Annotated in this window: 20 protein-coding genes and 1 pseudogene; 4 read left to right on the top strand and 17 right to left on the bottom strand. The window is 70.7% G+C overall.

The window, feature by feature from the left end; all coding sequences use genetic code 11:
- Positions 1-4: 4 nt before the first annotated feature.
- The 10 genes from EIZ44_RS21025 to EIZ44_RS20980 all read right to left on the bottom strand — a co-directional run bounded on the left by EIZ44_RS21025 (position 5) and on the right by EIZ44_RS20980 (position 14056).
- Complete coding sequence (locus tag EIZ44_RS21025; protein WP_037812626.1) at positions 5-238, bottom strand: type VII secretion protein EccB; 234 nt, start codon at positions 236-238, stop codon at positions 5-7.
- Between the two features lie 16 nt (positions 239-254).
- Entirely contained in the window at positions 255-1640 is a 1386-nt protein-coding gene (eccD, locus tag EIZ44_RS21020) for a type VII secretion integral membrane protein EccD (RefSeq protein ID WP_037812623.1), read from the bottom strand.
- Complete coding sequence (locus EIZ44_RS21015) at positions 1637-5650, bottom strand: type VII secretion protein EccC (protein WP_037812621.1); 4014 nt, start codon at positions 5648-5650, stop codon at positions 1637-1639. Before EIZ44_RS21015 ends, eccD begins: the two co-directional genes overlap by 4 nt.
- A complete protein-coding gene (locus EIZ44_RS21010; protein ID WP_134730626.1) occupies positions 5647-9711 on the bottom strand; it encodes a hypothetical protein in 4065 nt (1354 codons plus the stop codon). The genes EIZ44_RS21015 and EIZ44_RS21010 overlap by 4 nt, the downstream gene beginning before the upstream one ends.
- Before the next feature lie 45 nt (positions 9712-9756).
- On the bottom strand, positions 9757-10308 hold the full coding sequence (locus EIZ44_RS21005) for a WXG100 family type VII secretion target (RefSeq protein WP_037812616.1): 552 nt from the start codon (positions 10306-10308) through the stop codon (positions 9757-9759).
- A gap of 46 nt (positions 10309-10354) precedes the next feature.
- A complete protein-coding gene (locus EIZ44_RS21000; RefSeq protein ID WP_037812613.1) occupies positions 10355-10654 on the bottom strand; it encodes a WXG100 family type VII secretion target in 300 nt (99 codons plus the stop codon).
- 30 nt (positions 10655-10684) lie between these two features.
- Complete coding sequence (locus EIZ44_RS20995) at positions 10685-11023, bottom strand: WXG100 family type VII secretion target (RefSeq protein WP_037812610.1); 339 nt, start codon at positions 11021-11023, stop codon at positions 10685-10687.
- Positions 11024-11578: 555 nt separating this feature from the next.
- A complete protein-coding gene (locus EIZ44_RS20990) occupies positions 11579-12127 on the bottom strand; it encodes a DUF1062 domain-containing protein (RefSeq protein WP_037812607.1) in 549 nt (182 codons plus the stop codon).
- A 182-nt stretch (positions 12128-12309) separates the two neighbouring features.
- Positions 12310-12990 (bottom strand): SAVMC3_10250 family protein, encoded by a 681-nt coding sequence (locus EIZ44_RS20985; protein WP_051728916.1) that lies wholly within the window; start codon positions 12988-12990, stop codon positions 12310-12312.
- Positions 12991-13030: 40 nt separating this feature from the next.
- On the bottom strand, positions 13031-14056 hold the full coding sequence (locus tag EIZ44_RS20980) for a bile acid:sodium symporter family protein (RefSeq protein WP_199817628.1): 1026 nt from the start codon (positions 14054-14056) through the stop codon (positions 13031-13033).
- Between the two features lie 100 nt (positions 14057-14156).
- Between EIZ44_RS20980 and EIZ44_RS20975 the strand changes: the two genes are divergently transcribed.
- Positions 14157-15020 carry a LysR substrate-binding domain-containing protein gene (locus tag EIZ44_RS20975; protein WP_037812605.1) on the top strand — a complete coding sequence of 288 codons (864 nt, stop codon included), beginning with the start codon at positions 14157-14159 and terminating at the stop codon, positions 15018-15020.
- Here EIZ44_RS20975 and shbA read toward each other — a convergent pair.
- On the bottom strand, positions 14997-15677 hold the full coding sequence (gene shbA / locus EIZ44_RS45590) for an RNA polymerase sigma factor ShbA (RefSeq protein ID WP_240691368.1): 681 nt from the start codon (positions 15675-15677) through the stop codon (positions 14997-14999). The genes EIZ44_RS20975 and shbA overlap by 24 nt on opposite strands.
- Before the next feature lie 51 nt (positions 15678-15728).
- Positions 15729-15884: pseudogene (locus tag EIZ44_RS45955) on the bottom strand (sigma factor-like helix-turn-helix DNA-binding protein); the annotation flags it as partial.
- A gap of 704 nt (positions 15885-16588) precedes the next feature.
- On the opposite strand from EIZ44_RS45955, the gene EIZ44_RS20965 reads away from it, so the two are divergent.
- Positions 16589-16858: a WhiB family transcriptional regulator gene (locus EIZ44_RS20965; RefSeq protein WP_037812602.1), complete on the top strand. Its 270-nt coding sequence runs from the start codon at positions 16589-16591 to the stop codon at positions 16856-16858.
- A 137-nt stretch (positions 16859-16995) separates the two neighbouring features.
- Here EIZ44_RS20965 and EIZ44_RS20960 read toward each other — a convergent pair whose 3' ends face one another.
- From EIZ44_RS20960 to EIZ44_RS20950, 3 genes are all read right to left on the bottom strand, one after another.
- Complete coding sequence (locus EIZ44_RS20960; protein ID WP_134730624.1) at positions 16996-17982, bottom strand: RNA polymerase subunit sigma-70; 987 nt, start codon at positions 17980-17982, stop codon at positions 16996-16998.
- 15 nt (positions 17983-17997) lie between these two features.
- On the bottom strand, positions 17998-19512 hold the full coding sequence (locus EIZ44_RS20955) for an MDR family MFS transporter (protein ID WP_205670139.1): 1515 nt from the start codon (positions 19510-19512) through the stop codon (positions 17998-18000).
- 70 nt (positions 19513-19582) lie between these two features.
- Positions 19583-20191 carry a TetR family transcriptional regulator gene (locus EIZ44_RS20950; RefSeq protein WP_037812595.1) on the bottom strand — a complete coding sequence of 203 codons (609 nt, stop codon included), beginning with the start codon at positions 20189-20191 and terminating at the stop codon, positions 19583-19585.
- Positions 20192-20291: 100 nt separating this feature from the next.
- Between EIZ44_RS20950 and dprE2 the strand changes: the two genes are divergently transcribed.
- Together dprE2 and EIZ44_RS20940 are read left to right on the top strand one after the other, a co-directional pair.
- Positions 20292-21035 (top strand): decaprenylphospho-beta-D-erythro-pentofuranosid-2-ulose 2-reductase, encoded by a 744-nt coding sequence (gene dprE2, locus EIZ44_RS20945; RefSeq protein ID WP_037812593.1) that lies wholly within the window; start codon positions 20292-20294, stop codon positions 21033-21035.
- 158 nt (positions 21036-21193) lie between these two features.
- Positions 21194-22420, top strand: a complete 1227-nt coding sequence (locus EIZ44_RS20940) for an LCP family protein (RefSeq protein ID WP_037812591.1) — start codon at positions 21194-21196, stop codon at positions 22418-22420.
- Positions 22421-22553: 133 nt separating this feature from the next.
- Here EIZ44_RS20940 and EIZ44_RS20935 read toward each other — a convergent pair whose 3' ends face one another.
- Positions 22554-23906: a sensor histidine kinase gene (locus EIZ44_RS20935; RefSeq protein WP_134730622.1), complete on the bottom strand. Its 1353-nt coding sequence runs from the start codon at positions 23904-23906 to the stop codon at positions 22554-22556.
- A complete protein-coding gene (locus EIZ44_RS20930) occupies positions 23903-24583 on the bottom strand; it encodes a winged helix-turn-helix domain-containing protein (protein ID WP_134730620.1) in 681 nt (226 codons plus the stop codon). Before EIZ44_RS20930 ends, EIZ44_RS20935 begins: the two co-directional genes overlap by 4 nt.
- Positions 24584-24608 lie beyond the last annotated feature (25 nt).

The following is a 24608-nucleotide window of genomic DNA, read 5'->3' as shown; positions in this document are numbered from 1 at the left end:
CCGCTCAGGCTCGGCGGCCGACGGCGGGCGCCGCCCCGCCGGTGTGGTGCGCGATCAGCCCGTACACGAAGAACCCGACCGCGATCAGCAGCCCGAGGACGAGCCCGACCAGCAGGCCCACCCAGGCCCGCCGGGCGGGCACGTCGAGGTGGCTCGCGTCGCCGAGCACCAGCGCCGACGTCATCCGCCCGATCAGGAACGAATACGCCTCGACGTGGTCCTTCTGCGTCTGCACCATGGCACCTCTCCTTCGCTTATTCGGTGAGCCCGACAGCCCACGCGTAGACGCCGAACAGCTGCAGCAGGATCGGGATCATCGCCACCGCGCTCAGCGTTTCCAGCCAGTTCGCCAGATGCCCCCAGATCGGCAGCAGCCGCCGCGGCGGCGGGCGCAGCATCGCCAGCAGGAGCAGGAAGAACACCAGGCACAGCCCGGCGAGGCAGGCGCCCCGCCACTGCGCGGGCAGCGGCTGGATCAGCGCCAGCCCGAGCAGCACCAGGCCGATCGCGCCGGCGACGGCGAGCGGAACCCGCTGCCACACGCCGAGCAGCGCCCGCGACCGCATCAGCACCGCCGCGGACACCAGCCCGCCGAGAAGGGCGGGGAACAGTCCGTGGCCGACCAGGAACGGGAAGCAGCCGACGAAAACGGCCGTGGCGGCGAGGCAGGCGATGGTGAGGTAGCCGTCGGCGTACCCGGTCTGGTGCACCATCTGCGCGGCCGGCATCGGCTCGATGTCGTACTGCAGTTCGCCGGCCGAACGCGGCAGCTGCGGACCGCGGATGCGGGCGAACCGGATGCCGATCCGCGGCGCGAACACCATGAGCCCGACCAGCACGAACGACACCAGGCCGGCCGCCTGCTCGGTGGTGAACCCGGCGCCGAGGTGCAGCCACAGCGAGATCGCCCCGGCCAGCCCGGTCGCGACCACCGCGCCGAACGGCACGAACGGGATGGCGTGCGACCAGGCGGCCCGTCCGCCGAGCACCAGACCGCCGGCCAGCGCGAAGGCCAGGCAGCCGGTCAGGATCGGCGTGCCTTGGAGGTCGAACGCGGGCTCGAGCCCGGCCACCGCGACCGCGCCCGCGAGGAACGCGAACCCGCAGCCGCCGAGCCCGAGCAGGGTCAGCAGGGCCTTGTCGTCCGAACGCACCCCGGTCGCCACGGCCGCGACGAGCAGCCCGAGCGACACGACGCCGCCGCCGATCGCGCTCAGCCCGGACGAACCCGGGTAAAGCAGCACCTTGGCCAGCACGACGAGGGAGAAGATCGCGAACCCGAGGAACAGGCCGCGGTTGAACTCGGGGCGCCAGCGGCCGGGGTGGCGGCTCACCGCGGTGGCCATGCCGTCCGCGATGTCGTCGAAGTCGAGTTCCGGCAACGGATCCGCGCGAGGGCGCAGGTGGAATTCCTCGCCCTCCTTCCAGTCCAGCGACTCCGGCGTGCCCGACGCGTCGAGCGGTTCCTCGCCGAGCCGCTGCAGCACCCAGGCCTCGCCGAGGTCCTCGCGGCCGCCGGTGTGCTCCAGCAGCACCGGCAGCAGGCTGGTCAGCGGGACGGACATCGGCACCGCCAGATCCGCCCTGCCCTGCGGCCCGTACACGGTGATCCGGCACAGTTCGCCGGTCGACGCGGTCATCGCACGCCTCCTTCGGTCGTCGCGAGCGGGGACCAGCCCTCGCCGGTCCGTTCTTCTTCCGCGATCGCGGTCTGCACGAGCTTCACGCCGCGGCGGGTGACCAGCTGCGCGCGTCCGGCGGGCAACGGGCGCGGCGCCGCCTCGCCGAGGAATTTGCCCTCCTCCTTGGGGTAGGAGAACACCACGCCCGGGCTGCCGAGCTCCCAGATCCGGCGGACCACCGAATCGCTCAGCGCCCGCATCGCGCCCGAGGTGCTGCGGCTGAGGATCAGGTGGAACCCGATGTAGGAACCCTGCGACAGCAAGGACAACAGCGGTTCCAGCGGCGAGCCCATGCCGCTGGTCAGCAGCTGGTAGTCGTCGACCACGAAGAACAGCCGCGGGCCGGTCCACCAGTCGCGGCGCTTGAGCCGGTCCGCGGTGATGGTCTGGTCCGGCACCCGCGGCGTGAGCGAAACGCTGGCCTGCTGCGCCAATTCCTGCAGGGCCTCGGTGGTGGTCGCGTACCCGACGCGGTAGGCCTCGGGCACTTCGGCGTCCAGCTGACGGCTCGGGTCGGCCAGCACGATCTTCGCCTCGCTCGGCGAGTAGCGCGTCAGGACCGACCGCAGGACGACCCGCAGCAGGTTGGTCTTGCCGGTTTCGTTGTCACCGAAGGCAAGCAGGTGCGGAGTGGCCGCGAAATCGTGCCACACCGGCAGCAGCCGCTGCTCGTCCTGGCCGAGCGCGATCCGCAGGTCGCCGTCCGGCGCGGGCAGCTGGGCCATCGGCAGTTTCGCGGGCAGCAGCCGCACCGCCGGGGCCGGTGCGCCCGGCCAGAACAGGTGCACCTCCTCGGCGACCGCCTTGGCCGCCGCGGCGAGGTCGTCGGTGTTCCCGCTGCCGTCCATCCGCGGCAGCCCGGCCAGGAAATGGAGTCCGTCCGGGGTCAGGCCGCGACCGGGCTGGTTCGGCACCGTTTTCGCCTTGCGCGAGCCGATTTCCGACTCCATCGGATCGCCGAGCCTCAGCTCGAACCGCGTCTGCAGCAGGTCGCGCAGGTATGGCCGGATCTCCGACCAGCGGGTCGCGCCGATCACCACGTGCACGCCGAAGGACAGGCCGCGCGAGGCCAGCTCGCCGATCTTCTGCTCCAGGTCGCTGTAGTCGTTCTTGAGGCTGTACCAGCCGTCGACCACCAGGAACACGTCGCCGAACGGATCCTCGATCTGGCCCTTGCGGCGCAACGCGCGGTAAGCGTCCATGGATTCGATGCCGTGCTCGGAGAACAGCGTCTCGCGGCCTTCCATGACCTGCGAGATTTCCTCGATGGTCCGGACGACGCGGTCGCGTTCGAGGCGGGTGGCGACCGAACCGACGTGCGGCAGCCCGGACAGCGACATGATCCCGCCGCCGCCGAAGTCCAGCCCGTAGAACTGGACCTCCTGCGGGGTGTGCGTCATCGCCAGCGCCAGCACGAGCGTGCGCAGCAGCGTCGACTTGCCGGTCTTCGGCCCGCCGACCACCGCGACGTGCCCGGCCGCCGACGACAGGTCCGCCGTCAGCAGTTCGCGGACCTGCTCGAACGGCCGGTCGATCATCCCCATCGGTACCCGGAGCCTGCCCCAGTGCGCCGGGTCGGCCACCGCCATGCCGCGCACCGGGTCCGGCGTGACGCTCGGCAGCAGCGAGTCCAGGCTCGGCGATTCGGCCAGCGGCGGCAGCCACACCTGGCGTGCCGCCGGGCCCGCGCCGGTCAGCCGGTCGATGAACGCGTCGGCGAGTGTCGGCCCGCCCGGCACGGCGGCTTCGAGAGCGTCCACATCGGACTGTTTCTCGGCGGGTTCCGGTTCGTCGTCGCGGATGATCAGCTTGGCGGGCCGGGCCTCGGTGCGGAACGGGACGACCTCGCGGCTCACGCGCGCGGCGTCCACGTGCGTTTCGCCGTTGCCCGCGGGGACCGGACCGGAGACGTAAGCGGCCTTGAACCGCACCAGGTTCGTGGTGTCGATCTTCAGGTAGCCGTTGCCCGGTTCCGGCGGCAGCTCGTAGGCGCTGCCCGCGCCGATCACGCTGCGGGACTCCATCGAGGAGAAGGTGCGCAGCGCGATCCGGTACGACAGGTGGCCTTCGACGCGGTGGATGCGACCCTCGTCCAGCCGCTGCGAGGCGAGCAGCAGGTGCACGCCGAGGCTGCGCCCCAGCCGTCCGACCGAGACGAACAGCTCCATGAACTCCGGCTTGGCGCTCAGCAGTTCGGAGAACTCGTCGACCACCAGGAACAGCGTCGGCATCGGAGCCAGCTGTTCGCCGGCCGCGCGCGCCTTTTCGTATTCGTAGAGCGACGGGTAGCCGCTCGCGCGCAGTTGTTCCTGCCGCCGCACCATTTCGCCGTTGAGCGAGTCCTGCATGCGGTCGACCAGCGGCAGTTCGTCGGCGAGGTTGGTGATCGTCGCCGAGGTGTGCGGCAGCCGGTCCATGCCGAGGAACGTCGCGCCGCCCTTGAAGTCGACGAGCACGAAGTTGAGGATCTCCGACGAATGCGTCGCGGCCAGCCCGAGCACGAGCGTGCGCAGCAGCTCCGACTTCCCCGAACCGGTCGCGCCGATCAGCATCCCGTGCGGGCCCATCCCGCCCTGTGCGGATTCCTTCAGGTCCAGCTCGACGATCTCGCCGTCCTCGGTCACGCCGATCGGCACCGACATCCGGGCCCGCTGCGCCGACCTCGGCCGCCACTGGCCCGGGATGTCGAAGGTGTGCACGTCCTTGATGCCGAGGAGTGCGGTCAGCCCGAAATCGCTTTCCAGCGGCTGGTCGGCGATCTCGAGGGTGCCGCTGGTCCTTTTCGGAGCGAGCAGCCGGGCGAGCCCTTCGACCTGGGTCACCGACAGCTCGTCGCGGGTCGCCGATCCGACGCCGCTTCCCGCCGGGAACTCCACCAGATCGTCCTTGGTGGTCAGCCGCAGGACCTTGGGGCCGCCCGGGAGCGTGCCGGTGACGTCGAGCAGCACCACGTTGCGCAGTCCCGCGCCGACCAGCCGCGAGGACTCCGGGATCGTCGCCAGGTGCGCGACGACCACCACGAACGGTTCGGTCGTCGTCGGCCCGACGGTCTTGTCGTGGTCGTCGCGGTCGGCGACGTCCGGGCCGAGGAGGTCCATCAGCTCGTCGTGGTCGGCGGCCAGCAGCCGGAGCGGGCCCGCCGCGTCGCGCAGAGTCGGATGGTTGTTGTGCGGCAACCACTTCACCCAGTCCCACTGCGCCTGCGCGGCCTCCGTGGTGAGCACCGCGAGCCGCAGTTCATCCGGCGAGTGGAAGGCGACCAGCTGTGCGAGCATCGCCCGGACCAGCCCGACGGCCGCGTCCGGATCGCCGTCGAACTCGACGCTGGTGAAGCTGCGCAGCCCCACCGCGGTCGGGATGCCCGACAGCGTGCGGTAGGTCTCGGTGAACCGGCGCAGCGAAATCGCCGACAGCGGTTCGAGGTCCTCGATCGGCTTGGTCACCGGCGGCACCAGTTCGAGCGCCGACTGCTGCGTGCCGAGCCCGATCCGCACCCGCGCGAAGTCCTCGTGGCTGATCCGGCGCTCCCACAGCCGCGGCCCCATCGCGAGCGACCACAGCGAGTCCGGGGACGGGTTGTTCCAGGCCACCGCGTGCCGCTGGTCCTCCGCGGTCGAACGGGCCCGCTCGCGGACTTGCCCGATGTAGCGCAGGTAGTCCCGCCGCTCGGCCTGCATCTTGCGCTTGCGCTCGGCGGCCGCGCGGGACAGCTGCCCGAGGCTCATCGCGATCATGGACACGCCCATGCCGCCGCCGATCACGTAGGTGAACGGCGAACTGCCCGCGACTCCGGAGAACGCCAGCACCATCACCAGCGACCCGATGGCCATCGGCAGCATCATCAGCAGCGAGTTGAAATCGCGCGCCGCCGGTTCCGCCATGACGGGCGGTTCCTGCAGTTCTTCTTGCCCCTCGGGCATTTCCGGACCCGCCGCGCGCGGGCCCCGCTTGACGGTTTCCGTACTCATTCGAGCACCCCCGGAGAGCTGCGGTGCCTGCCCCAGGCTGAATCGTCCTGCCGGAGCAGGTCGGCCATGGTGCGTTCCTCTTCTTCCTCGGTCTCTTCGTCCGCCTCGTCGGCTTCGGGCTCCAGGGGTTCTGGTGCGTCGCCGCAGGTGGGCAGCTCGTCAGGCAGGATTTCGGCCGGTCCGCCGCGGACCCGCTGGTAGGTCCCGAGCGCTTCGTCGGGCCGCCACGGTTCGTCGGTGCGCTGGACGTGGTCGGTGGTGATCTCCTCGGCCCGGTCTTCCGCTGGCGTGGTGACCGGCAGGAGAGCGGGGAGGAAGTCGGCGGTGCCTACGTCCCAGGCGGAGATGTCCTCGTGGTCGAGGGGTTGGACCACGGCAATCCGCACGCTCTCGTCTTCGGGGGTTGCTGCGGTTCCCCAGCCGGTGTTCGCCGGAGTGTCCACAGTGGACTGCGGCAGCCAGGATTGCGGGGCCTCGCTCAGCATTTCGGCCGTGTCGGGACGTTCGGCTGGGGGCTTTGTGCTGTTGCCTGGGGCGTTCAGCGGGACTATCGGGATGGCGGCTCCCGGGGTTTGGTTCGCCCCGTCGGCTGTGGTGCTCGGGGCGCTGGGGTTCCCGACGCCGCCGGGTTGCCAGTTGTTTGCCCAGTCGGCGGAGGTGCTGGGGGCGCTGGGGTTCGCGATGCCGACGGGTGTGGCGGGTTGCTGGTCGTTTGCCCAGCTGGTTGCGGTGCTGGGCGGGGTTTCGCCTTGTGCGCTGGGGTTTCCGATGCCGACCGGTGTGGCTGGCGTCCAGGGTTGCCGGACGTCGCCGAGGAGTCCGGCGGAGTCGGGTCGTTCGGCGGCGGGCGTGTTCGCTCCGCTGCCCGCATTGCCGGGCGGGACCATCGGCATGCCCGGTCCTTGGGCTTGCTTCGCCCAGTCGGCCGTGCTCGGGGCGCTGGGATTGCCGACGCCGCCGGGTTGCTGGTCGTTTGCCCAACCGGCTGTGGTGTTCGGGGCGCTGGGGTTCGCGATGTCGACGGGTGTGGCGGGTTGCTGGTCGTTTGCCCAACCGGCTGTGGTGCTCGGGGCGCTGGGGTTCCCGACGCCGCCGGGTTGCCGGTCGTTTGCCCAGCTGGTTGAGGCGCTGGGCAGGGTTTCGCCTTGCGCACTCGGATTTCCGATGCCCACCGGCGTGCTTGCTGCCCACGGTTCTTGGACGTCACCGAGCATCCCGGCGGAGTCGGGTCGTTCGGCGGCGGGCGTGTTCGCTCCGCCACCGGCACCGCCCGGCGGGACCATCGGCATGCCAGGCCCTTGAGGCTGCTGGTTCTTCGCCCAGTCCGCCGCTGCGCTCGGCGGGGTATCCCCGAACGCGCTCGGGTCGCCGACGCCGCCGGGTAGGTCGGCCGTCCACGGCTCCTGCACGTTGCCGAGCAGTCCAGCCGAATCCGGACGTTCCGCGGCAGGGGTGTTCAGCCCGCTGCCGCCGCCCGGCGGCACCATCGGCGGGGTTCCGCCGCCGGAGGCCTGCTCGTGGTTGCTGACGGAGTCGGGCAGTTTCGGCAGGTTGCTTTCGCCGAGGCCTTTCACTCCCGGCTCGGCCGGTTCCTCGCCGCCGGGACCGCCGATGGCAGCTGGCGGCGGGGCCCATTCGGCCGAGCTGAGCGGGGGTGTGTCGCCGTGTGCGTCGGGGTTGCCGATGCCCTCTGGCGGAGCGCTTACCCACGGTTTCTTGATGTTGCCGAGCAGTCCGGAGGAGTCCGGGCGTTCGGCGGAGGGCGTGTTCAAGCCGCTGCCGCCGCCCATTCCGCCTGGCGGGACCATCGGCGGCGTTCCCGAAGCCGGAAGCTGTTGCTGCTCGTGGTTGCCGACCGGATCCGGGATCTTCGGCAGATCGCTCTCGCCGAGCCCCTTCACTCCGGGCCCGGCTGGTTCCTCGCCGCCCAGACCGTTGACGCCAGGACCCCCGACGCCAGCAGGCGGCGGAGCCCACTCGGCCGAGCTGAGTGGGGGTGTGTCGCCGTGCGAGTCGGGGTTGCCGATGCCCTCTGGCGGAGCGCTTACCCACGGCTTCTTGATGTTGCCGAGCAATCCAGACGAGTCCGGGCGTTCGGCCGAGGGCGTGTTGAGGCCGCTGCCGCCGCCCATGCCGCCCGGCGGGATCATCGGCGGGGTTCCGCCGCCGGGGACCTGCTCGTGGTTGCCGACCGGGTCCGGCATCTTCGGCAGATCGCTCTCGCCGAGGCCCTTGATCGCGCCCGGACCGGAGTCGCCGGGGCCGCCGACGCCATCGCCGGGGCCGCCGAGGCCGTTGGTGCTGGGTCCGCCGACGCCTCCGCTCGCGCCAGGAGGCGGAGCCCACTTGGCCGAGCTGAGCGGCGGGGTGTCGCCGTGTGCGTCGGGGTTGCCGATGCCGTCCGGCGGAGGGCTGACCCACGGCTTCTTGATGTTGCCGAGCAGCCCGGACGAGTCCGGACGTTCCGCGGACGGCGTGTTCAGCCCACCGCCGCCGCCCATGCCGCCCGGCGGCATCATCGGGATGCCGCTGCCGCCCGGCGTCTGGTTACCCGGCGGGGTGTTGAGGCCCGGCGGCAGATGCGCCGGGTTGAGCGCGTTGTTCGCCAGGTTGCCGCCGGCATCGCCGGGCGGGGCGGGGATCGAAGGCGGGTTGACGTGCCCGGATCCGCCCGAGCTGCCGGGCGGAGCGGGGATCGAAGGCGGGTTCACGTGCCCCGACCCGCCCGAGCTGCCCGGCGGTGCCGGGATCGAAGGCGGGTTGACGTTCCCGCCCAGGTTGTTGCCCGAGGCCCCGGGCGGCGGCGGGATCGACGGCGACTTGAGGTTGTTCCCTCCCGTCGAATCGCCCGGCGGCGCGGGAATGGCCGGCGGCTTGACCGACGGCTGCTTCACGTTGTTCCCGCCGGCCCCGTTGGGCGGCGGCGGAATGGAGGCAGCGTTCACCGGCGGCGGCGTGCCGTTGCCCCCGGGACCGTTGAGGTCGCCGGGCGGAGGCGGCACTACAGCGTTCTTGATCGGCGGCGGCACGTTGTTCCCGCCGGGACCGTTCACGTCCCCGGGCGGAGGCGGCACCATGGCGTTCTTGATCGGCGGCGGCACATCGCTCCCGCCCGGACCGTTCACGCCGTTCGGCGGCGGCGGAATCGCGGCCTTGTTCACCGGCGGCGGAGTGCCGTTGCCACCGCCCGGAGGCGGGGACACCGGCGGCGGTTTCGGGGTAGGCGGCGGCTGCGTCACCGGAGGCGGCGGCGGAGAAGCCGGCGGCGGGGGAGGAGCGGTCACCGGCGGCGGAGGCGGCGGCGGTGTGGGCGGTGGCGGCGGAGCAGGCGGTGGCGGGGGAGGCTTGGGCGTGTTGACGTCACCGCCGCCGGGGGTCGGCGGCGGGGTCGTCTTGCCCGCGTTGACGTGCACGGTGTTGTACTTCTGCGCGAGCTGCCCGCCCACCTTGCGCATGTCGTTGGTCATCATCTCGACGGCCTCGGGGAACTGCGAGATGTACGCGCGCCCGTCGCTGAGGTGGTACTTGCTGCCCTGGGCGAGGACCTGGCTGGCGTAATAGCTGTCGATGTAGCGGATCGTGTCCTGCGCCCACTTGAGATAGGCCGCGGAATTGACGAGGTTCGTCGGCACGTTGTTCGACCCGCCGCCGTCGCCGATCCGGTCGGCCAGATCGGAGAACTTGTTGCCCAGCGCGGTCATCATGTCCTTGAACTTCGTCGCGGCGTCGCCCTTCCACGGACCGTCGGGTCCGGCGAGGGCGGCGGTCTGGTCCTGAATGGACTGAGCGACCATCGCGAGGTTCTGCTGCGTCTCCTGAAACACCCCGGCCGCGTCCTGAAGCGACTGCCAGTTGACGTTGCCGTAGGCCTTGTCCCGGTTGTCCTGGCCGCCCGACAGCGAACCGCCGCCGAGGATCGCCGCTTCGATCTGCTTCCACGTCAGGCCGTCGAAATCCTTCGACGGGTCACCAGTGGTGTTCTGGTTGCCGGTCTGCGTGGTGTCGGGCCAGACCCCGTTGTCGTCCGAGGTGAACCCGTGGGTGTTGTTGTCGTCCGCCATCTTCCCTCGATCGCTTCGAACCCGGAGAGACCGCCGCCCGTCCGGTCAGGGTTTCTGACCGGCGCCGGTGATGTGCCCGCTGACGGTGTTGAAGTACTGGTTGTAGTCGTCGGCGGACATCTTGTTGACCTCGTCGGCGTTGTCGTACGCCTTCGAGGCCTTGTTCACCGCGTCCGCGACCTCGTCGAGCGCCTTGCAGAGGTCGTGGATCGCCGTGCGGGTGGTGTCCCGCAGCGCGTTCGTGCCCTGGATCGGCGTGAAGATCTTGCTCTGCGCCGTCAGGAACACGCCGGGCTTGAGCTGGATGCCGTCGAGTTTCGCCGGCAGGTCCTTCAGCGGCCCGTCCGCGAGCGCCTGCATGTTCTTCGCGAACGTGCGCATCGCCTCGGTGTTGACCGCGGTGACGCCCCTGCCCGGATGCTCGGAACCGCCCGGCACCGGCGGCGGCTTGCCGACGTCGCCCGGCGGGATCCACTCGTTCTTCACGTCCGGCGGGGTCTGGTCGCCCGGACTGTGGAACTTCCCGTCGTCCGAGGTCTTCTGATGGGTGTGCGAATCGTTGTTCATCCCGTAGTTCGTGTCACCTGGCGCGACCATGGCCGTTCACCCTCCTTTCTGGTCGGTTGCGGCGAGGCGGGCGGCGTCAGTTGGCGGCGAACCGCTTGGCGTTGTTGCCCTCGGTGTTGGAGGTGCCCTCGTTGATCTGGCCGAGGGTCTGCGCGGCGGCGTCGAGCGCCTGCGGCAGCGTGAGCGCCGCCTGGTGGCAGTAGTTGTAGGTCTCGTGGAACATGTCCGCCGCGACACCGGTCCAGTTTTCGCGCTGGCCCTCGATGACGGCCTTCATCTGGTCCAGCAGCTCGGTGATCTGGTTGGACTGCTGCTTCGCCTGCCCGACGGTGTCCTGCATGGTGGCGAAACTGATCTGGAACTGGCCCAAAGCCATGGGAATGTCCTTTCGTGGGAGGGAAGGGGATCAGAAGCCCTGCAGACCGCCGCCGCCGATGACCGTCGCGGCGTTGTGGGCGGTGGAGGTGTTGTCCGAGTCCCGGCTGTCGTACTCGCTCGCCGAGGTCTGCACGTTCTGCGCGAGCTCGTCCAGCTTCTGCACGATCTTGCGGACCGTCTGGTCGAACTGGCCCATCGCCTGGTTGAACACGTTCGCCGAGTCCGACCGCCAGGTGCCGAACAGCGTCTGCATGGTGCCGTCGACCTTCTGGTTCACCCCGGTGATGTTCTGCCCGGTGTCGCTGATCGTCTGCGCGCCCTTGCGCATGACGCTGGTGTCGACGCGGGCGCCGTCCTGCGAAGCCATGCTTTCTCCTCTGGTCGGGTTCTCCGGATATGACGGGCTGGCATGCCAGACCGCCGATGTCGCCGCGGATGCCCTTCGTTCGGCCGATACGACAGAGCACGGGGAGACTGCGGACTTACGGTAAGCGCCGGTCTACGGGTTGTCGCCGCGTTGTTCCCTTCTGAACACCAGTGCGCGGACGGCGGGGCAAGGGGCTCCTCCACCCGGGGGGCGCGGGCAGCGGCAACGTCTTCCGCGGGACCTGGTTACGCGCGATTGCCCGTTCAGGCACCGCCGTTGCCCTGGTTCGCCGTTCGCGCTCATGCGAGCGGGAATCGCGAGTGGACTTGCGCGGTCCTCTGTGAACAGACATCGCCTCGGCGATCAGCCGCGAAGGGCACCTGGAGGTGTGGGACCGCTGCGGATTGCCCGTTCAGGCACTGGCTGGTGCCCGCGTTCGCGGTTCGCGCTCATGCGAGCGGAAATCGCGGGTGGACTTGCGGTGTCCGTTGTGGACGGACGTCGCCGACCTTCCGGGCGGGGAACCCGCGAGAATCAGGGTTCCCCGCACGGCGGTCAGTACTTGAGCGTGAAGGCGAAGTCGCCGGAGAGCTTGCCGCTCAGCCGGACTCCCGACACGACCTTCCCCTCGGCGAGCAACCGCTCGACCTCAGCCCGGGGCAGACGGCAGCCCTCGGCGATGAGCCGTACCGGGCGGACCGGGATCCGGGCCGCGAAGCCGACCGAGACGTCGATCGCGTCCTGGTCCAAGTGGTCCGGACCACCGGTGTCGAGCCGCCAGGCACCCTCCCAGTCGAGCGCGACGCGGTTGCGCCGTCGCAGGACCGGGTCCTGGAGGAGTTCGGCGGCGAGGCCGGGATCGTTGTGGTGCAAGCGGTCCAGCAGATCCGGCCGGACCGAGCGCACCTTCGCCCGTTCGAACACGGTGAGTTTCGCCGTTTCCCCACAACCGGTGCAGAGCACGAGGAGCCAGGCGTCGACGAGTTTGTGGTTGGCGTTGACCCGGAACTTGCCGTCCGCCCGGAAAAGCCCGGACGAGCACGTATGGCAGCGCCGCCGGACGAGCGGCAGGCAAGTGGGCAGGACTGTCCAGTGATAGAGCACAGGAGTACACCGATTCCAGTGAGAATTCCGCAGCACGAAGAAGCGCGACGCTCGAACGCGGCGCGCGACGGGATCAGAGCTTGGGATGCCTCACGCGATGTACAACGGCACGTCCTCGCCTAGCCGACACTGGTCGGGCGACAGTAGCCGCGGACGCGGGCGCGGCTCCACCGGATTTCCCGTCAGCCCGGCTCCGGCGCGCTCGTGTACTCGACATACAGCGGACTGGCCAGCACCACGCGGGTCGGCTGAGTGCGTTCCTCTCGGGTGAAATGGGCCGGGGTGTTCGTGACGGCCAGATCGGCCGTCAGGCGCGCGTACCCCGCCATCCAGCCCGCCAGCTCGGGCGGCGTACGGCGGTCCAGGTCCCCGAGCAGGAAGTGCAGCGCCTGCGAGAAGGACTTCCCGGTCAGCTCGTCGAGGAAATCCGCCATCCCGCCGCTGTGCGAGATCGGCAGCCCGATCGTTTCGGCGGGCGGGGGCGTGCGCGTGCCGACCAGATGCTCCGGCGAACCGTGCAGGAGCAGCCGGGGCTCGTCGCCGTTCGCGGGCTCCCAGAAGAGCAGTGCGGCGGACTGTCCGGCGTGGCTTCCTCCGTGCACGACGCGGTAGTTCAGCCGCGCCTCGAACTGCACCCATTGCCCGGGGACCAGCTCGTCGTCGGTGTACCACCGCGCGGAGGTCCTGATCTTCCGGACCGCCCGGTCGAGCCCCGGATGGGCGGCCCGGCCGGACAGGTTCACGCGAAGCTCGACGCCCGGGACCTTCCCGGCGACCTCCGACGCCCGGGCCAGGTGCTTGTCCAGCCCCTGGCTCTCGAACTGGCTGAGCTTGGCCTCGGAGACGTACACCAGTTCCCGCATGGGAACCGATCCTGGCGGGCCCGGAGGCGCCCGGTCAACGTCAGCCGACCGCCGCCAGTTCCCCCGGCTCCTGCGCGGCCTCCTGCCGGGCGTACCGGCGCGCCATCGCCGCGCACACGATCAGCTGAATCTGGTGGAACAGCATCAGCGGCAGCACGATCAGCCCGACCTCGGCGTGCCCGAACAGCACCGTCGCCATCGGCAGGCCGCTCGCCAGGCTCTTCTTCGAACCGCAGAACATGATCGTGATCCGGTCCGCGCGGGCGAACCCGAGCAGCCGCGCGCCGCCGCTCGTCGCGGCGAGCACCGCCGCCAGCAGCACGCAGCAGACCGCGACCAGCGCCAGCAGCGGGCCGACGTCCAGCTGGTGCCAGATGCCCTCGGTCATCCCCTCGCTGAACGCGGTGTAGACCACCAGCAGGATCGAACCGCGGTCGACGATCTTGAGCGGCGCGGAATGCCGCTGCACCCACCCGCCGATCCAGCGGCGCGCCAGCTGCCCGGCGACGAACGGCACCAGGAGCTGCAGCACGATGTCCAGCACCGCCGAACCGCTCACGCCCGGGCCGTCGGTGGCCAGCAGCAGCGCGACGAGCAGCGGCGTCAGCACGATGCCGAGCAGATTGGACAGCGACGCGCTGCAGATCGCCGCCGCGACGTTGCCCTTCGCGATCGAGGTGAACGCGATCGACGACTGGACGGTCGAGGGCAGCAGGCAGAGGAACAGCACGCCGGTGTACAGCGGCGAGGTCAGCAGGCCGGGGGAGAGGAACGACGCGGCGAGCCCCAGCAACGGAAACAGCACGAAAGTGGCGCAGAGTACCGTGACGTGCAACCGCCAGTGTCGCATCCCCTCGACCGCTTCCTGACTGGAAAGCCTTGCGCCGTAAAGGAAGAAGAGCAGACCGACCGCGATTTTCGTCACCACGCCGAATCCGGTCGCGACCGCGCCGGAGGCGGGCAGCAGCGAGGCGATGCCCACGGTGACGAGGATCAGGGCGATGAACGGGTCGATCCGCAGCTTGGCGAGCAAAGCCGAGACGGGGCGGGCGAACGAAGCGAGCACGGTGGATCTCCTTTCCCGGTCATTCTCCCGTCGCCGACGGTCATTCGGAACCCCGATGACCGTACTGACTGTCATTGTGAAATCCGATAAGATGTGACGCATGCTGGATCCGCGGTTGTGCCGTTCTTTCCTTGCCGTGGCGGAAACTCGCAGCTTCACGGCGGCGGCGAGGCGGCTCGGTGTGGGGCAGCCCACAATCAGCCAGCACATCCGGCGGCTCGAGTCCGAGGCGGGCGGATTGCTGTTCGCCCGGGACACGCACGCGGTCGACCTGACCGCGCGCGGGCAGGCGATGCTCGGCTTCGCGCAGACCATTGTGGACACCGAGGACCGCGCGGCCCGGCATTTCCGCGGCGCGCAGGTGCGCGGCCGGGTCCGGTTCGGGGTGTCGGAGGACTTCGCGCTCGGCGAGCTGCCGGACATCCTGCGGCGGCTGCGGGAAAGCCATCCGCTGGTGGACGTGGAACTGCACGTGGAACTGTCCGATGTGCTCGCCCGCCGGATCGCCGACGGCCGCCTCGACCTGGTGCTCGGCAAACGCCGCCCAGGCGCGCCCGGCCCGGGACGGCTGCTGCGCCGCGAACCCCTGGTGTGGATCGGCTCGGCGGCGACGGACCTCACGCCCGGCCATCCGGTGCCGCTCGTGCAGTACCCGATGCCGTCGGTCACCCGGCAGCTGGCGGTGGAAACGCTGGAGCGCGCCGGACTGGAATGGCGGGCGGCCTGCCAGACCTCGAGCCTGACCGGCTTGCGCGCGGCGGCGGCCGCCGGGCTCGGGATCACCGTGCACGCGCGGAGCCTGGTGCCGTCCGACCTGGTCGAATTGCCCGCCGAACTCGGCCTGCCGGATCCGGGCGACGTCGATTTCATCCTGCTGTCGCGCGACGGCAGCGAGGGCCCGGTGGCGGCGCTGGCGGAGTTCGTGGTGGCGCGGATCGGGTCAGCGGCGTCGTTCGAGAGCTGAGCGGAGCCGCAGCAGCGCGCGGTGTTGCGCCACCCGTACCGCGCCCGGGGTGGAGTCGACCGCTTCGGCCGCTTCGTCGGCAGAGAGCCCGACTACTATGCGCAGCAACACAATCTCCCGCTGTCGCTCCGGCAGCAGCTGCAGCAGCCGAGCCAGCTGCCGGTTCAGCTCCGCGCGCAGCGCCCGTTCCTCCGGTCCGTCGGCCAGATCGACCGCCTCCGGCATCTCGGCCACCGTGTCGGTCCGGTTGCGCGCGTGCGCCCGGTGCGCGTCCGCCACTTTGTGCTGCGCGATCCCGTAAACGAAAGCGAGAAACGGCCGCCCCTGATGCCGGTAGCCGGGCAGCGCGGTCAGCAACGCGAGACAGACTTCCTGCGCCACGTCGTCCGCGGAGGAATATGCGTCGGCGCCGCCGAGCCGGGCCCGGCAGTAGCGCACGATCAGCGGCTGCACCGCGGCGAGCAGGTCCTGCGCCGCGTCCGGATCGCCCTCGACCGCCGCGCGCACCGGGCCGTCGAAGCCGAACCGGCCGGCCGGGACGCGCGGCGCGGCCAAGGCGGTCGCCTCGGTTTTCACCCGGGTCAACGCTTCTTCGACGTCGAGCGCCGAGCGCAGCGCGTTGACCAGTGCGGCTTCGGCTTCGCGCAGCTCGGTCATCAGCGCCTCCTCGCGCCCGGCCAGGCCGAGCCGGTGCTTCAGCCGTTCTCGCGCGTGCCGCAGATTCGAGCGGACTGTGGTGCCCGCCATGCCGAGCGCGGAGGCGATCGCGGCGGGCGAAAACCCGTTGAGCGACCAGGTCAGCACCGTGCGCTGGGTTTCCGGCAGCGTCGAAAGCAGTTCGACCCCGCGCGCGTTCCGCTCCACGACCGAGGTCAGCCGGTCGCCCGGCGGGTCGGCGGACGGCGCGCCGCCGTCGAACCACGTCTGCTCGGCGGCGAGCCGGACGGCGGTCAGCCGCACCGCGACGCGCGGGTCGCCCGGCGGCGGCGGCCACGTCCCGGTTTCCTGGACGAACGCCTCCACCGCCACCTCGCGCGCGGTGGCCGGGCCGAGCCCGCCCGCGCACAGGAACGCCACGAGGCGAGGGAATTCGCCCCGGAAGAAGCCGTCGAACCCCGCCACGCGCACCCCCTCCCGATCCCGCACTTGTCGAACAGGTGCGGTGGCGCGCCCGTGGGATGTAACGATCCGGTCACGGAAATGTGGTTAACCCCGGGACGGGCGGGTACCTGGGTCGGACGGGCAGGCCGGCCTCGGACGCGGCGGAAGGGGGAAACGGTGCGCGGAAAAGGAAAACCCGGACTCTCCGGACCCGGAGAGCGCCCGGCGCGGGGGCCGTAGCACGTCCGCCGCCAACCGCGTCCGCGATGTGAGCTGAATCGAAATTTCGCGCGCGGGCGGTGATCGGTGGTAACTTGGAAAGCCGGTCGTCCGCCGGGTCCTTCGCGGCCCGGGGCGGTTCGGCCGAAAAGCCCACCGAACACCCTCCGAAGGCATGGCGTGCCCGTGCGCGCGGAGAAGTCGGTTGACCACGGTTCGACAATGAGGACAGGAGGTGAAAAGCAACAATGGAACTCACGGCCACCAGCTGGCTCGCCCGCGCGGCGTGCCAGGACGAGGACCCGGAACTGTTCTTCCCGATTTCCGACATGGGTCCGGGGGCGCAGCAGGTCGCGAAGGCCAAGGCGGTCTGCGCGCGATGCCCGGTCCGCGCGGAATGCCTTTCCTATGCTCTCGACAACGGTCTCGGCAACGGGATCTTCGGGGGAACTACCGAGCTGGAGCGCCGGAAGCTGGTGCGAACCGGCTCCGCCGCCGCACGGCATCGAGTCGCCTGACCGCGAGCCGGTGACCATTTCCCGGCGGCGAGGGCGCCAGCAGTTTCCCCCACCACGACCGGCCGCAAAGCCCGGAACTCGGTGGTTGCGCCCGGGCGGCGATCGCAGCACTTGCGGTCGCCGCCCGGGCGTTTTTTTTATTCGTCGAACGTTTCGGCGAGTCCGTAAGGTGCCAATGCCGCCGTTTCGAACGCGGCCACCGCCGTGACCAGTCCGTTTCGCACGGTGAGGACGCTGACGCCGAAAGCGCGATAAACCGATTCGCCGGGCCGGCGCAGATAAGTCGCGACCGCGGGCTGCCGGTTCGCGCGCACCGGCGCCATCCGGAAACTGCCCCGGTAGTACGGCGAGCGCGGATCGAAACTCGGTCCGAGCGCGCCGAGAATCCGATCGCGACTGTCGAACCACAACGAGTACGGCGGCATCGCCGCACGCGCGTCCTCGCTCAGCACCGCGGCCACCGCCTGCACGTCCGCCGATTCGTAGGCGGCGATGAACTTCCGCAGCAGCGCCGTTTCCTCGGCGGTCGTGCTGTCCGGAGCGGACCACTCGGCGCGCCGGGCGGGGAGCTTGGCGCGCAACGTCTCCCGGCCCCGTTGCAGCGCGCTGTTCGCCGAGGCCACCGAAGTGCCCAGCAGGTCGGCAGTGTCCTTTGCGGACCAATCGAGCACGTCGCGCAGGATCAGCGCGGCCCGCTGCCGCGGCGGGAGCAACTGGATGGTGGCGAGGAACGCCAGTTCGATGGTTTCGCGTTCGACGACCGCGGCGCCGGTGTCGTCCGGCGCCGCGGGGTCGAGCAGCAGATCGGGGAACGGGCTCAGCCACGGCACGTCCAGCGCGGAGATCTCGCCCGCCGGGTCGGCCGCCGGGCCCAGTTCGTCCGGCAGCACCCGCCGCGGCCGCCGGGCGAGCGCGTCGAGGCAGACGTTCGTGGCGATCCGGTACAGCCACGTCCGCACGCTCGCCCGCCCGGCGAAGCCGGAGCGGCCTTTCCAGGCCCGGAGAAACGCCTCCTGCGTGAGGTCCTCGGCCTCCTCGAACGAACCGCTCATCCGGTAGCAGTGCACGCGGATCTCGCGCCGGTGCCGTTCGATCAGGGCGCCGAACTCCTCGTCGCTGGTCACCCGGGCAACGGTAGCTCAGGCGGCCTCGTCCGCCAGCCGTTCCAGCCCGCTCTTCGTCTTGAGCGGCAGGTGCTTCAGGAACGCGACCGCGACCACCACGAGCAGCGCGATCGGCGCGCTGATCAGGAACAGGTCGCTGGTCGCGACCCCGTAGGCCTCCCGGATCACGGTCACGACCGGGGCGGGCAGCTGCGCCAGGTCGGGCACCTTCCCGCCGCTGCCGGACCCGGCGGACGCGGCGGGCCCGAGCCCGTCGGCGATGAGCGTGCCGACCCGGCTGGCCAGCACCGCGCCGAGCGCGCTCACGCCGATCGACCCGCCGAGGCTGCGGAAGAACGACAGCGTCGAGGTCGCCGCGCCGAGGTCGGCGGCGGGCACGTCGTTCTGCGTCACCAGCACCAGGTTCTGGTTGAGCATGCCCACGCCGACGCCGAGCACCAGCATGAACAGGCTCAGCTCCACCAGCGAGGTGTGCGCGTCGATCAGCCCGAGCAGGCCCAGCCCGGCCGCCATCAGCACCGAGCCGAGCAGCAGGAACGGCTTCCACTTGCCGGTGCGGCTGATCAGCTGGCCGGACACCGTGGACGAAACCAGCAGGCCGAAGATCATCGGCAGGCTCATCAGCCCGGCCACCGTCGGCGATTTGCCGAGCGCCAGCTGGAAATACTGCGACAGGAACACGGTGCCGCCGAACATCGCGACGCCGACCAGGAAGCTCGCGACGGTGGCGAGGGTGACCGTGCGGTTGCGGAACAGCTTCAGCGGCACGACCGGTTCGCGCACCTTCGACTCGACCCACACCGCGAGCACCAGCACGAGCACGCCGGCGGGCACGAGCACCGCGGTCTGCCAGGAGCCCCATGCGAAGGTCGAGCCGGCCAGCGACGACCACACCAGCAGCGTCGAAACGCCGAGCATGATCAGGAACGCGCCGAGGTAGTCGACGTGCACCTCGCGGCGCAGGGTCGGCAGGTCCAGGGTGCGCTGCAGCAACAGGATCGCGGCGAGCGCGAACGGCACGCCGAGGAAGAAGCACCAGCGCCAGCCGAGCCACGAGGTGTCCACGAGCACGCCGCCGATCAGCGGTCCGGCGACCGTGCCGACCGCGAAGACCGCGCCGAAGACGCCGGAGAACTTGCCCAGCTCGCGCGGCGAAACGATGGCCGCCATGATCACCTGGGCGAGCGCGGTGAGCCCGCCGCCGCCGATGCCCTGGGCGATCCGGCTGAGGATCAGCACGTCGATGTTCTGCGCGAACCCGGCCACCAGCGAGCCGACCACGAACAGCCCGAGCGAGAGCTGGATCAGCAGTTTCTTGTTGTACAGGTCGGAAAGCTTGCCCCACAGCGGGACGGTCGCGGTCATCGCGAGCAGTTCGGTGGTGACGACCCAGGTGTAGGACGACTGGCTGCCGCCCAGCTCGGACACGATCCGCGGCAGCGCGTTCGCGACCACAGTGGACGCGAGGATGGCGACGAAAATGCCCATCATCAGGCCGGACATCGCCTGCAGCACTTGCCGGTGGCTCATCGCCGGGGAAGGCGCGGGAGATTCCGCGGTGGACAGGGACATGGACAGTCCTTTCCGGACTCGGGAGGGGTCAGCGCGGGTCGGGCAGGCCGGCGGCAGCGGCGGCGGCGGCCTCGTCGAAGATCTCGAGCAGCGGCTGGGCGCCGTCGCGGGCGGCCCACCGGCTGAGCGAGGTGTTGAGCACTCCGCCCGCCACGGCCAGCAGCAGCGACGGGAACAGGTCCTTCTCCGCGTCGGTGCCGGAGCGCTGGGCGATGGCCGCGATCATCGGATCGCGCGAGCCGGAGTTGAGCGTCGTCGCGCGGATGAGCAGCGACGGGTCGCAGTGGATGATCCGCAGCCGGGTCAGCCACTCGTCGCGGTCCCGCTCGATGTCGGCGAGGTCTTCCCGGACGGTCGCGACGAACGCGGGAAACGCGTCGATCCCGTCCGGCTGCGCGAGGAACCGGGCGATCGTCTGCTCTGCCCGCTCCGCGTGGTCGGCGTACGCGAGCAGCACGGCGTCTTCCTTGACCGGGAAGTAGTTGAAGAACGTGCGCGCGGACACGCCCGCCTCGGCGGCGATGTCGTCGACGGTGACCTGGTCCAGACCACGCTCGTCGATCAGCCGAAGCGCCGCGAGAGCGATCGTGCGATGGGTTTCGAGCTTCTTGCGCTCGCGAAGTCCGGGGGAGGGCACTTGATCAGCGTAGCCAGATCTTGCAGAGTCTGCAAAGTTGCAGTTTGTGAATCAGGGCACCTCGTGCTGCCCGGGGAGCGGGCTGGCAGACTCACCCACCGTGAGCGGAACGGTGCTGGTACTAGGCGGACGCAGCGAGATCGGGACGGCGGTGGCCGTCCGGCTGGCGCGCGGGGGAGCGAAGCGGTTCGTGCTGGCCGCGCGACCGGGCGCGGACCTCAGCGAGCAGACCGCCGCCCTGCGCGAAGCGGGCGCGGAGACTGTCGCGACCGAGGACTTCGACGCCGACGACCTCTCCGCGCACCGTCCGCTGCTCGAGCGCGTCATCAAGGAGCACGGACCGCTCGAGACGGTCGTGCTGGCGTTCGGCATCCTCGGCGACCAAGCCCGCGCCGAGACCGACGCCGCGCACGCCACCGCGATCGTGCACACCGATTACGTCGCACAGGTGTCCGTACTCACTCACACGGCGGAACTGTTGCGCACTCAGGGTTCCGGAAATCTGGTCGTCTTCTCGTCGGTCGCCGGGATTCGCGTGCGGCGGGCGAACTACGTGTACGGCTCGGCGAAAGCGGGCCTCGACGGGTTCGCCTCGGGACTGTCCGACGCGCTGCACGGCACCGGCGTCCACCTGCTCCTCGTGCGCCCGGGCTTCGTGATCGGCCGGATGACCGAAGGAATGTCTCCCGCGCCGTTCTCCAGCACCGCCGATCAGGTGGCCGACGCGACTGTCGCCGCCTTGCGCCGCCGCCGGGAAGTCGTGTGGGTGCCCGGCATGTTGCGCTTGGTGTTCGCCGCGATGCGGTTCGTGCCGCGTGCGGTGTGGCGGCGCATGCCGCGCTGAACTCCCGGTGCCCGAAGGGATACCGGCTGTCGCCGCGCGCTCCGCCGAACGGGCAGCATCACATGTTCGCGACAGGTTTCTCAGGCTATTCCCAGCTAACGCGGTGATCCTCGAACGCGGGGGTCGAAATCCGTCCCCCGGGAAGCGAGGAACCGGCCGTGCTGATCACGTCCCGGGGCCGCCGGATCGGCGGCCGTGCGGTGCTGGGGGTGGTGTCCACCCTGGTGCTGGGCGCCACCGGATTCGCGTGGTCGCAACTGCACCGGCTGGACACCAGCCTCGTCACCGCGGACGTCATCGCCCCGTCCGCGCAGGTCCCGGACACCCCGGCCGGGGAACCGCTCACCGTCGCGCAGAACATTCTGTTGGTAGGTCTCGATTCCCGCACCAAACCGGACGGGACGCCGCTGCCGCAGAACGTGCTCGACGCGCTGCACGCGGGCGGGGGAGACGACGGCGGCAACACCACCGACACGATGATCGTGGTGCACGTCCCGGTCGGCGGCGCGGCGGCCACCGCGATCTCGATCCCCCGTGATTCCTATGTGGACATTCCAGGGTACGGCAAGCACAAGATCAATTCGGCGTACAGCCGCGCGCGGGCCGATCAGCGGGGAAAGCTTGCGCAGCAAGGAATGAGCGGCCCGGAACTGGAAGTCGCCGCGGACGCCGCCGGGGCGAAATCGGCGATCGCCGCGGTGCAGAAACTCACCGGGCTCACCATCAATCATTACGCGGCGGTCAACCTCTCCGGGTTCGCCGCGCTGAGCCAGGCGGTCGGCGGGGTGCAGGTGTGCCTGAAGGCCCCGGTGCACGATTCCTTCTCCGGCGCGGATTTCCCCGCCGGGACGCAGACCATTTCCGGTACGCAAGCGCTCGCCTTCGTCCGGCAGCGGCACGGACTGCCCAACGGCGACCTGGACCGGATCGCGCGGCAGCAGGCGTTCATGTCGGCGATGGCGAAAACCGTCCTCGGCTCCGGCACCTTCGCCGATCCGGCGCGGCTTTCGTCCCTGGTGGACGCTTTGGAAGGTTCGGTCACGCTCGACCACGGCTGGAACCTGCTGAGCTTCGCCCAGCAACTGCACGGCCTCAGCTCGGGCGCGATCTCCTTCGGCACGATCCCGGTGCAGAGCCTGTCGCTGGCCACCCCGTCCGACGGCGACGCGGTGAAGGTGGATCCGGCGCAGGTGCGGCAATTCGTGCAGACGCAGATCAGCTCGCCCGACGCCGCGGCATCCGGAGGCACGTCCGACCCGGGCACCGTCCACCCGTCGTCGAGCGGCGGGGTGGTGCGGCCGATCGCGGAGACCACGACGCCGACCCCTCCGGCGGGCACCCCGGCGCAGCCGAAGATGACGGCGGCCAGCGGGTGTGTGAATTAGGCCAACGGCAGGGTGATGGTGAACGCCGGGTCCCGGGGGTGACGACGGCCTGCTGGTGCGTGAATTAGGCCAGCGGCAGTGTGATGGTGAACGGCTGCGCAGCCGAAGATGACCCTGCCAGCGCGTGCGTGAACTAGGCCAATGGCAGCGTGATCGTAAATGCGGCCCCGCCTTCGGGCGCCGGTCCGGCCGTGAGCGTCCCGCCCATCCGCGTCACCAGCCCGTGCGCCAGCGCGAGCCCGATGCCGGATCCGACCGGGCGGCTGTCGCGGTACCGCGCATTGAGCACGCCGCGCTCGAAAGCCACCGGGTAGTCCTCCGGCGCCAGCCCCGGCCCGCCGTCGCGGACCGACAGGTGGGCGTGGCCGTCCGCGACCGCCAGGGCGAACACCATCGGCGCACCCGCGGGCGTGACGCGCAGGGCGTTCTCCGCCAGCCCGTCCACGACCTGGTGCAGCCGCCGGGCGTCGGCGGTGACCATCGCGGCTCCCGGGGGCGTCTGCACGGTCAGCGGGACGTCCGAGCGCGCGCACCGCAGCCGCCACACCTCCGCGCAGTCCCGGACCAGCGCGGCGAAGTCGAAAACGTCCAGGTCGAGCTGGAATTCGTCGGCCCCGAGGCGGGCGAGTTCCAGCAGGTCGGACACGAGCCGTTCCAGGCGTTGGGCCTCGCGGTGGATCGTCTCGCCGGCGCGGCGGGCGTCCGGGCCTTCCGCGACTCCGTCGGCGATCGCCTCGGCGAAACCGGTCACCGCGGTCAACGGGGTGCGAAGTTCGTGCGACACCGACAATAGGAACTCCCGTTGCCGGGATTCGCTGCGGGCCAGCGCGTCGGCGAGTTCGTTCAGCGAGCCCGCGACCTGCGCGACCTCCGCTGGGCCTTCGACCGGAACCCGGACGTCGCGCCGGCCCGCGCTGAGGCTGCCCGCGGCGGCGGCCGCGCGGCGCAGGGGGCGGCCGAGCAAGCGACCGGAGACGTATCCGGCGATGGCGGCGACCAAAAGCCCGATGCCCAATGCCAGAAGGATGTTGCGCAGCAACGCATGTTGCGTGGATTCGGCACTGCGCACCGGCTGCACAAGCGCGAACGCGACTTCCGGGCCGACCGGGCGCACCTCCACGAGGTAGTCGACACTGCCGATCGTGACCCGCGTCGAACGGTCCTTTCCGGACGTGAGCCCGGCCCGTTCCGCCGCGCGCACCGCCGTCGCCTGCCCGGAATTCTGGCCGCTGACCCGGTGCACGACGACCTCGATGCCCTGCCCCCGCACGACCGCGGCCACTTTGCCGATCGCGAGCCGGTTGCCGATGCTGGTGCCGTCGAGCTGCCCGGCGACGACGTCGGCCTGATCCCGCAACGACTGCTGCAGCACCGAATCGGCGGTGCTGCGGACCAGCCGGGACGCGACCAGCCCGGCCACGAGCACCGCGATCCCGGCGGCCGCCAAGCATACCACGGTGATCCGGAGCGCGAGCGTGGTTTTCATCCGGCGTCCGCCGCGTAGCCGATGCCCCGGACTGTCCGAATCGGACTGTCCTCGCCGAGTTTTGCCCGCAGCTGCGCGACATGCACGTCGACCGTGCGGGTCCCGGCCGCCGCGGCGTAGCCCCAGACCGCGCTGAGCAGCTGATCGCGCGACAACACCTGGCCGGGATGGCGCAGCAGGTAAGCGAGCAGATCGAACTCCGTGGAGGTGAGCGTGACCTCCGCCTCGCCTGCCCAAGCGCGACGGCCGGGAACGTCGATGCGCACGCCGCCGCAAGCCAGTGTCGTGGCCGGACCTCCGGACGCGCGGCGCAGCACAGTCCGCACGCGGGCGGCGAGTTCGCGAGGGCTGAACGGTTTGGTGAGATAGTCGTCCGCGCCGATTTCGAGGCCCAGCAAGCGATCCAGCTCGTCGTCGCGGGCGGTCACGAACAGCACCGGCGTCCAGTCGCCCGCCGCGCGCAGCGCCCGGCAGATCTCGATGCCGTCCATTCCGGACAGTCCAATGTCGAGCACCACCGCGACCGGCCGCAACCGGCGGATCGCGTCGAGCGCCTTCGCGCCGTCCGGCTCGACCTCCACCCCGAACCCGTCGCGCCGCAGGTACAGCGCGGCGAGCTCGGCGATCGCGGTCTCGTCCTCCACGACGAGGACGAGACCGCGGCCAGCTGACCCCATGCGGGCTCCCGTTCCTCCGGCCGGC

It is taken from the genome of Amycolatopsis nivea, assembly GCF_004522235.1.
Classification (GTDB): Bacteria; Actinomycetota; Actinomycetes; order Mycobacteriales; family Pseudonocardiaceae; genus Amycolatopsis; species Amycolatopsis nivea.
Note: the sequence above shows the minus strand (reverse complement) of the source record. Positions and strands in the feature narration are given on the sequence as shown.

Bases quoted from the DNA above. Each gene is read 5' to 3' on its own strand.
- EIZ44_RS21025 (WP_037812626.1), bottom strand. From the start codon at position 238: ATGGTGCAGACGCAGAAGGACCACGTCGAGGCGTATTCGTTCCTGATC.
- eccD (WP_037812623.1), bottom strand. From the start codon at position 1,640: ATGACCGCGTCGACCGGCGAACTGTGCCGGATCACCGTGTACGGGCCG.
- EIZ44_RS21015 (WP_037812621.1), bottom strand. From the start codon at position 5,650: ATGAGTACGGAAACCGTCAAGCGGGGCCCGCGCGCGGCGGGTCCGGAA.
- EIZ44_RS21010 (WP_134730626.1), bottom strand. From the start codon at position 9,711: ATGGCGGACGACAACAACACCCACGGGTTCACCTCGGACGACAACGGG.
- EIZ44_RS21005 (WP_037812616.1), bottom strand. From the start codon at position 10,308: ATGGTCGCGCCAGGTGACACGAACTACGGGATGAACAACGATTCGCAC.
- EIZ44_RS21000 (WP_037812613.1), bottom strand. From the start codon at position 10,654: ATGGCTTTGGGCCAGTTCCAGATCAGTTTCGCCACCATGCAGGACACC.
- EIZ44_RS20995 (WP_037812610.1), bottom strand. From the start codon at position 11,023: ATGGCTTCGCAGGACGGCGCCCGCGTCGACACCAGCGTCATGCGCAAG.
- EIZ44_RS20985 (WP_051728916.1), bottom strand. From the start codon at position 12,990: ATGCGGGAACTGGTGTACGTCTCCGAGGCCAAGCTCAGCCAGTTCGAG.
- EIZ44_RS20975 (WP_037812605.1), top strand. From the start codon at position 14,157: ATGCTGGATCCGCGGTTGTGCCGTTCTTTCCTTGCCGTGGCGGAAACT.
- shbA (WP_240691368.1), bottom strand. From the start codon at position 15,677: ATGACCGAGCTGCGCGAAGCCGAAGCCGCACTGGTCAACGCGCTGCGC.
- EIZ44_RS20965 (WP_037812602.1), top strand. From the start codon at position 16,589: ATGGAACTCACGGCCACCAGCTGGCTCGCCCGCGCGGCGTGCCAGGAC.
- EIZ44_RS20955 (WP_205670139.1), bottom strand. From the start codon at position 19,512: ATGAGCCACCGGCAAGTGCTGCAGGCGATGTCCGGCCTGATGATGGGC.
- EIZ44_RS20935 (WP_134730622.1), bottom strand. From the start codon at position 23,906: ATGAAAACCACGCTCGCGCTCCGGATCACCGTGGTATGCTTGGCGGCC.
- EIZ44_RS20930 (WP_134730620.1), bottom strand. From the start codon at position 24,583: ATGGGGTCAGCTGGCCGCGGTCTCGTCCTCGTCGTGGAGGACGAGACC.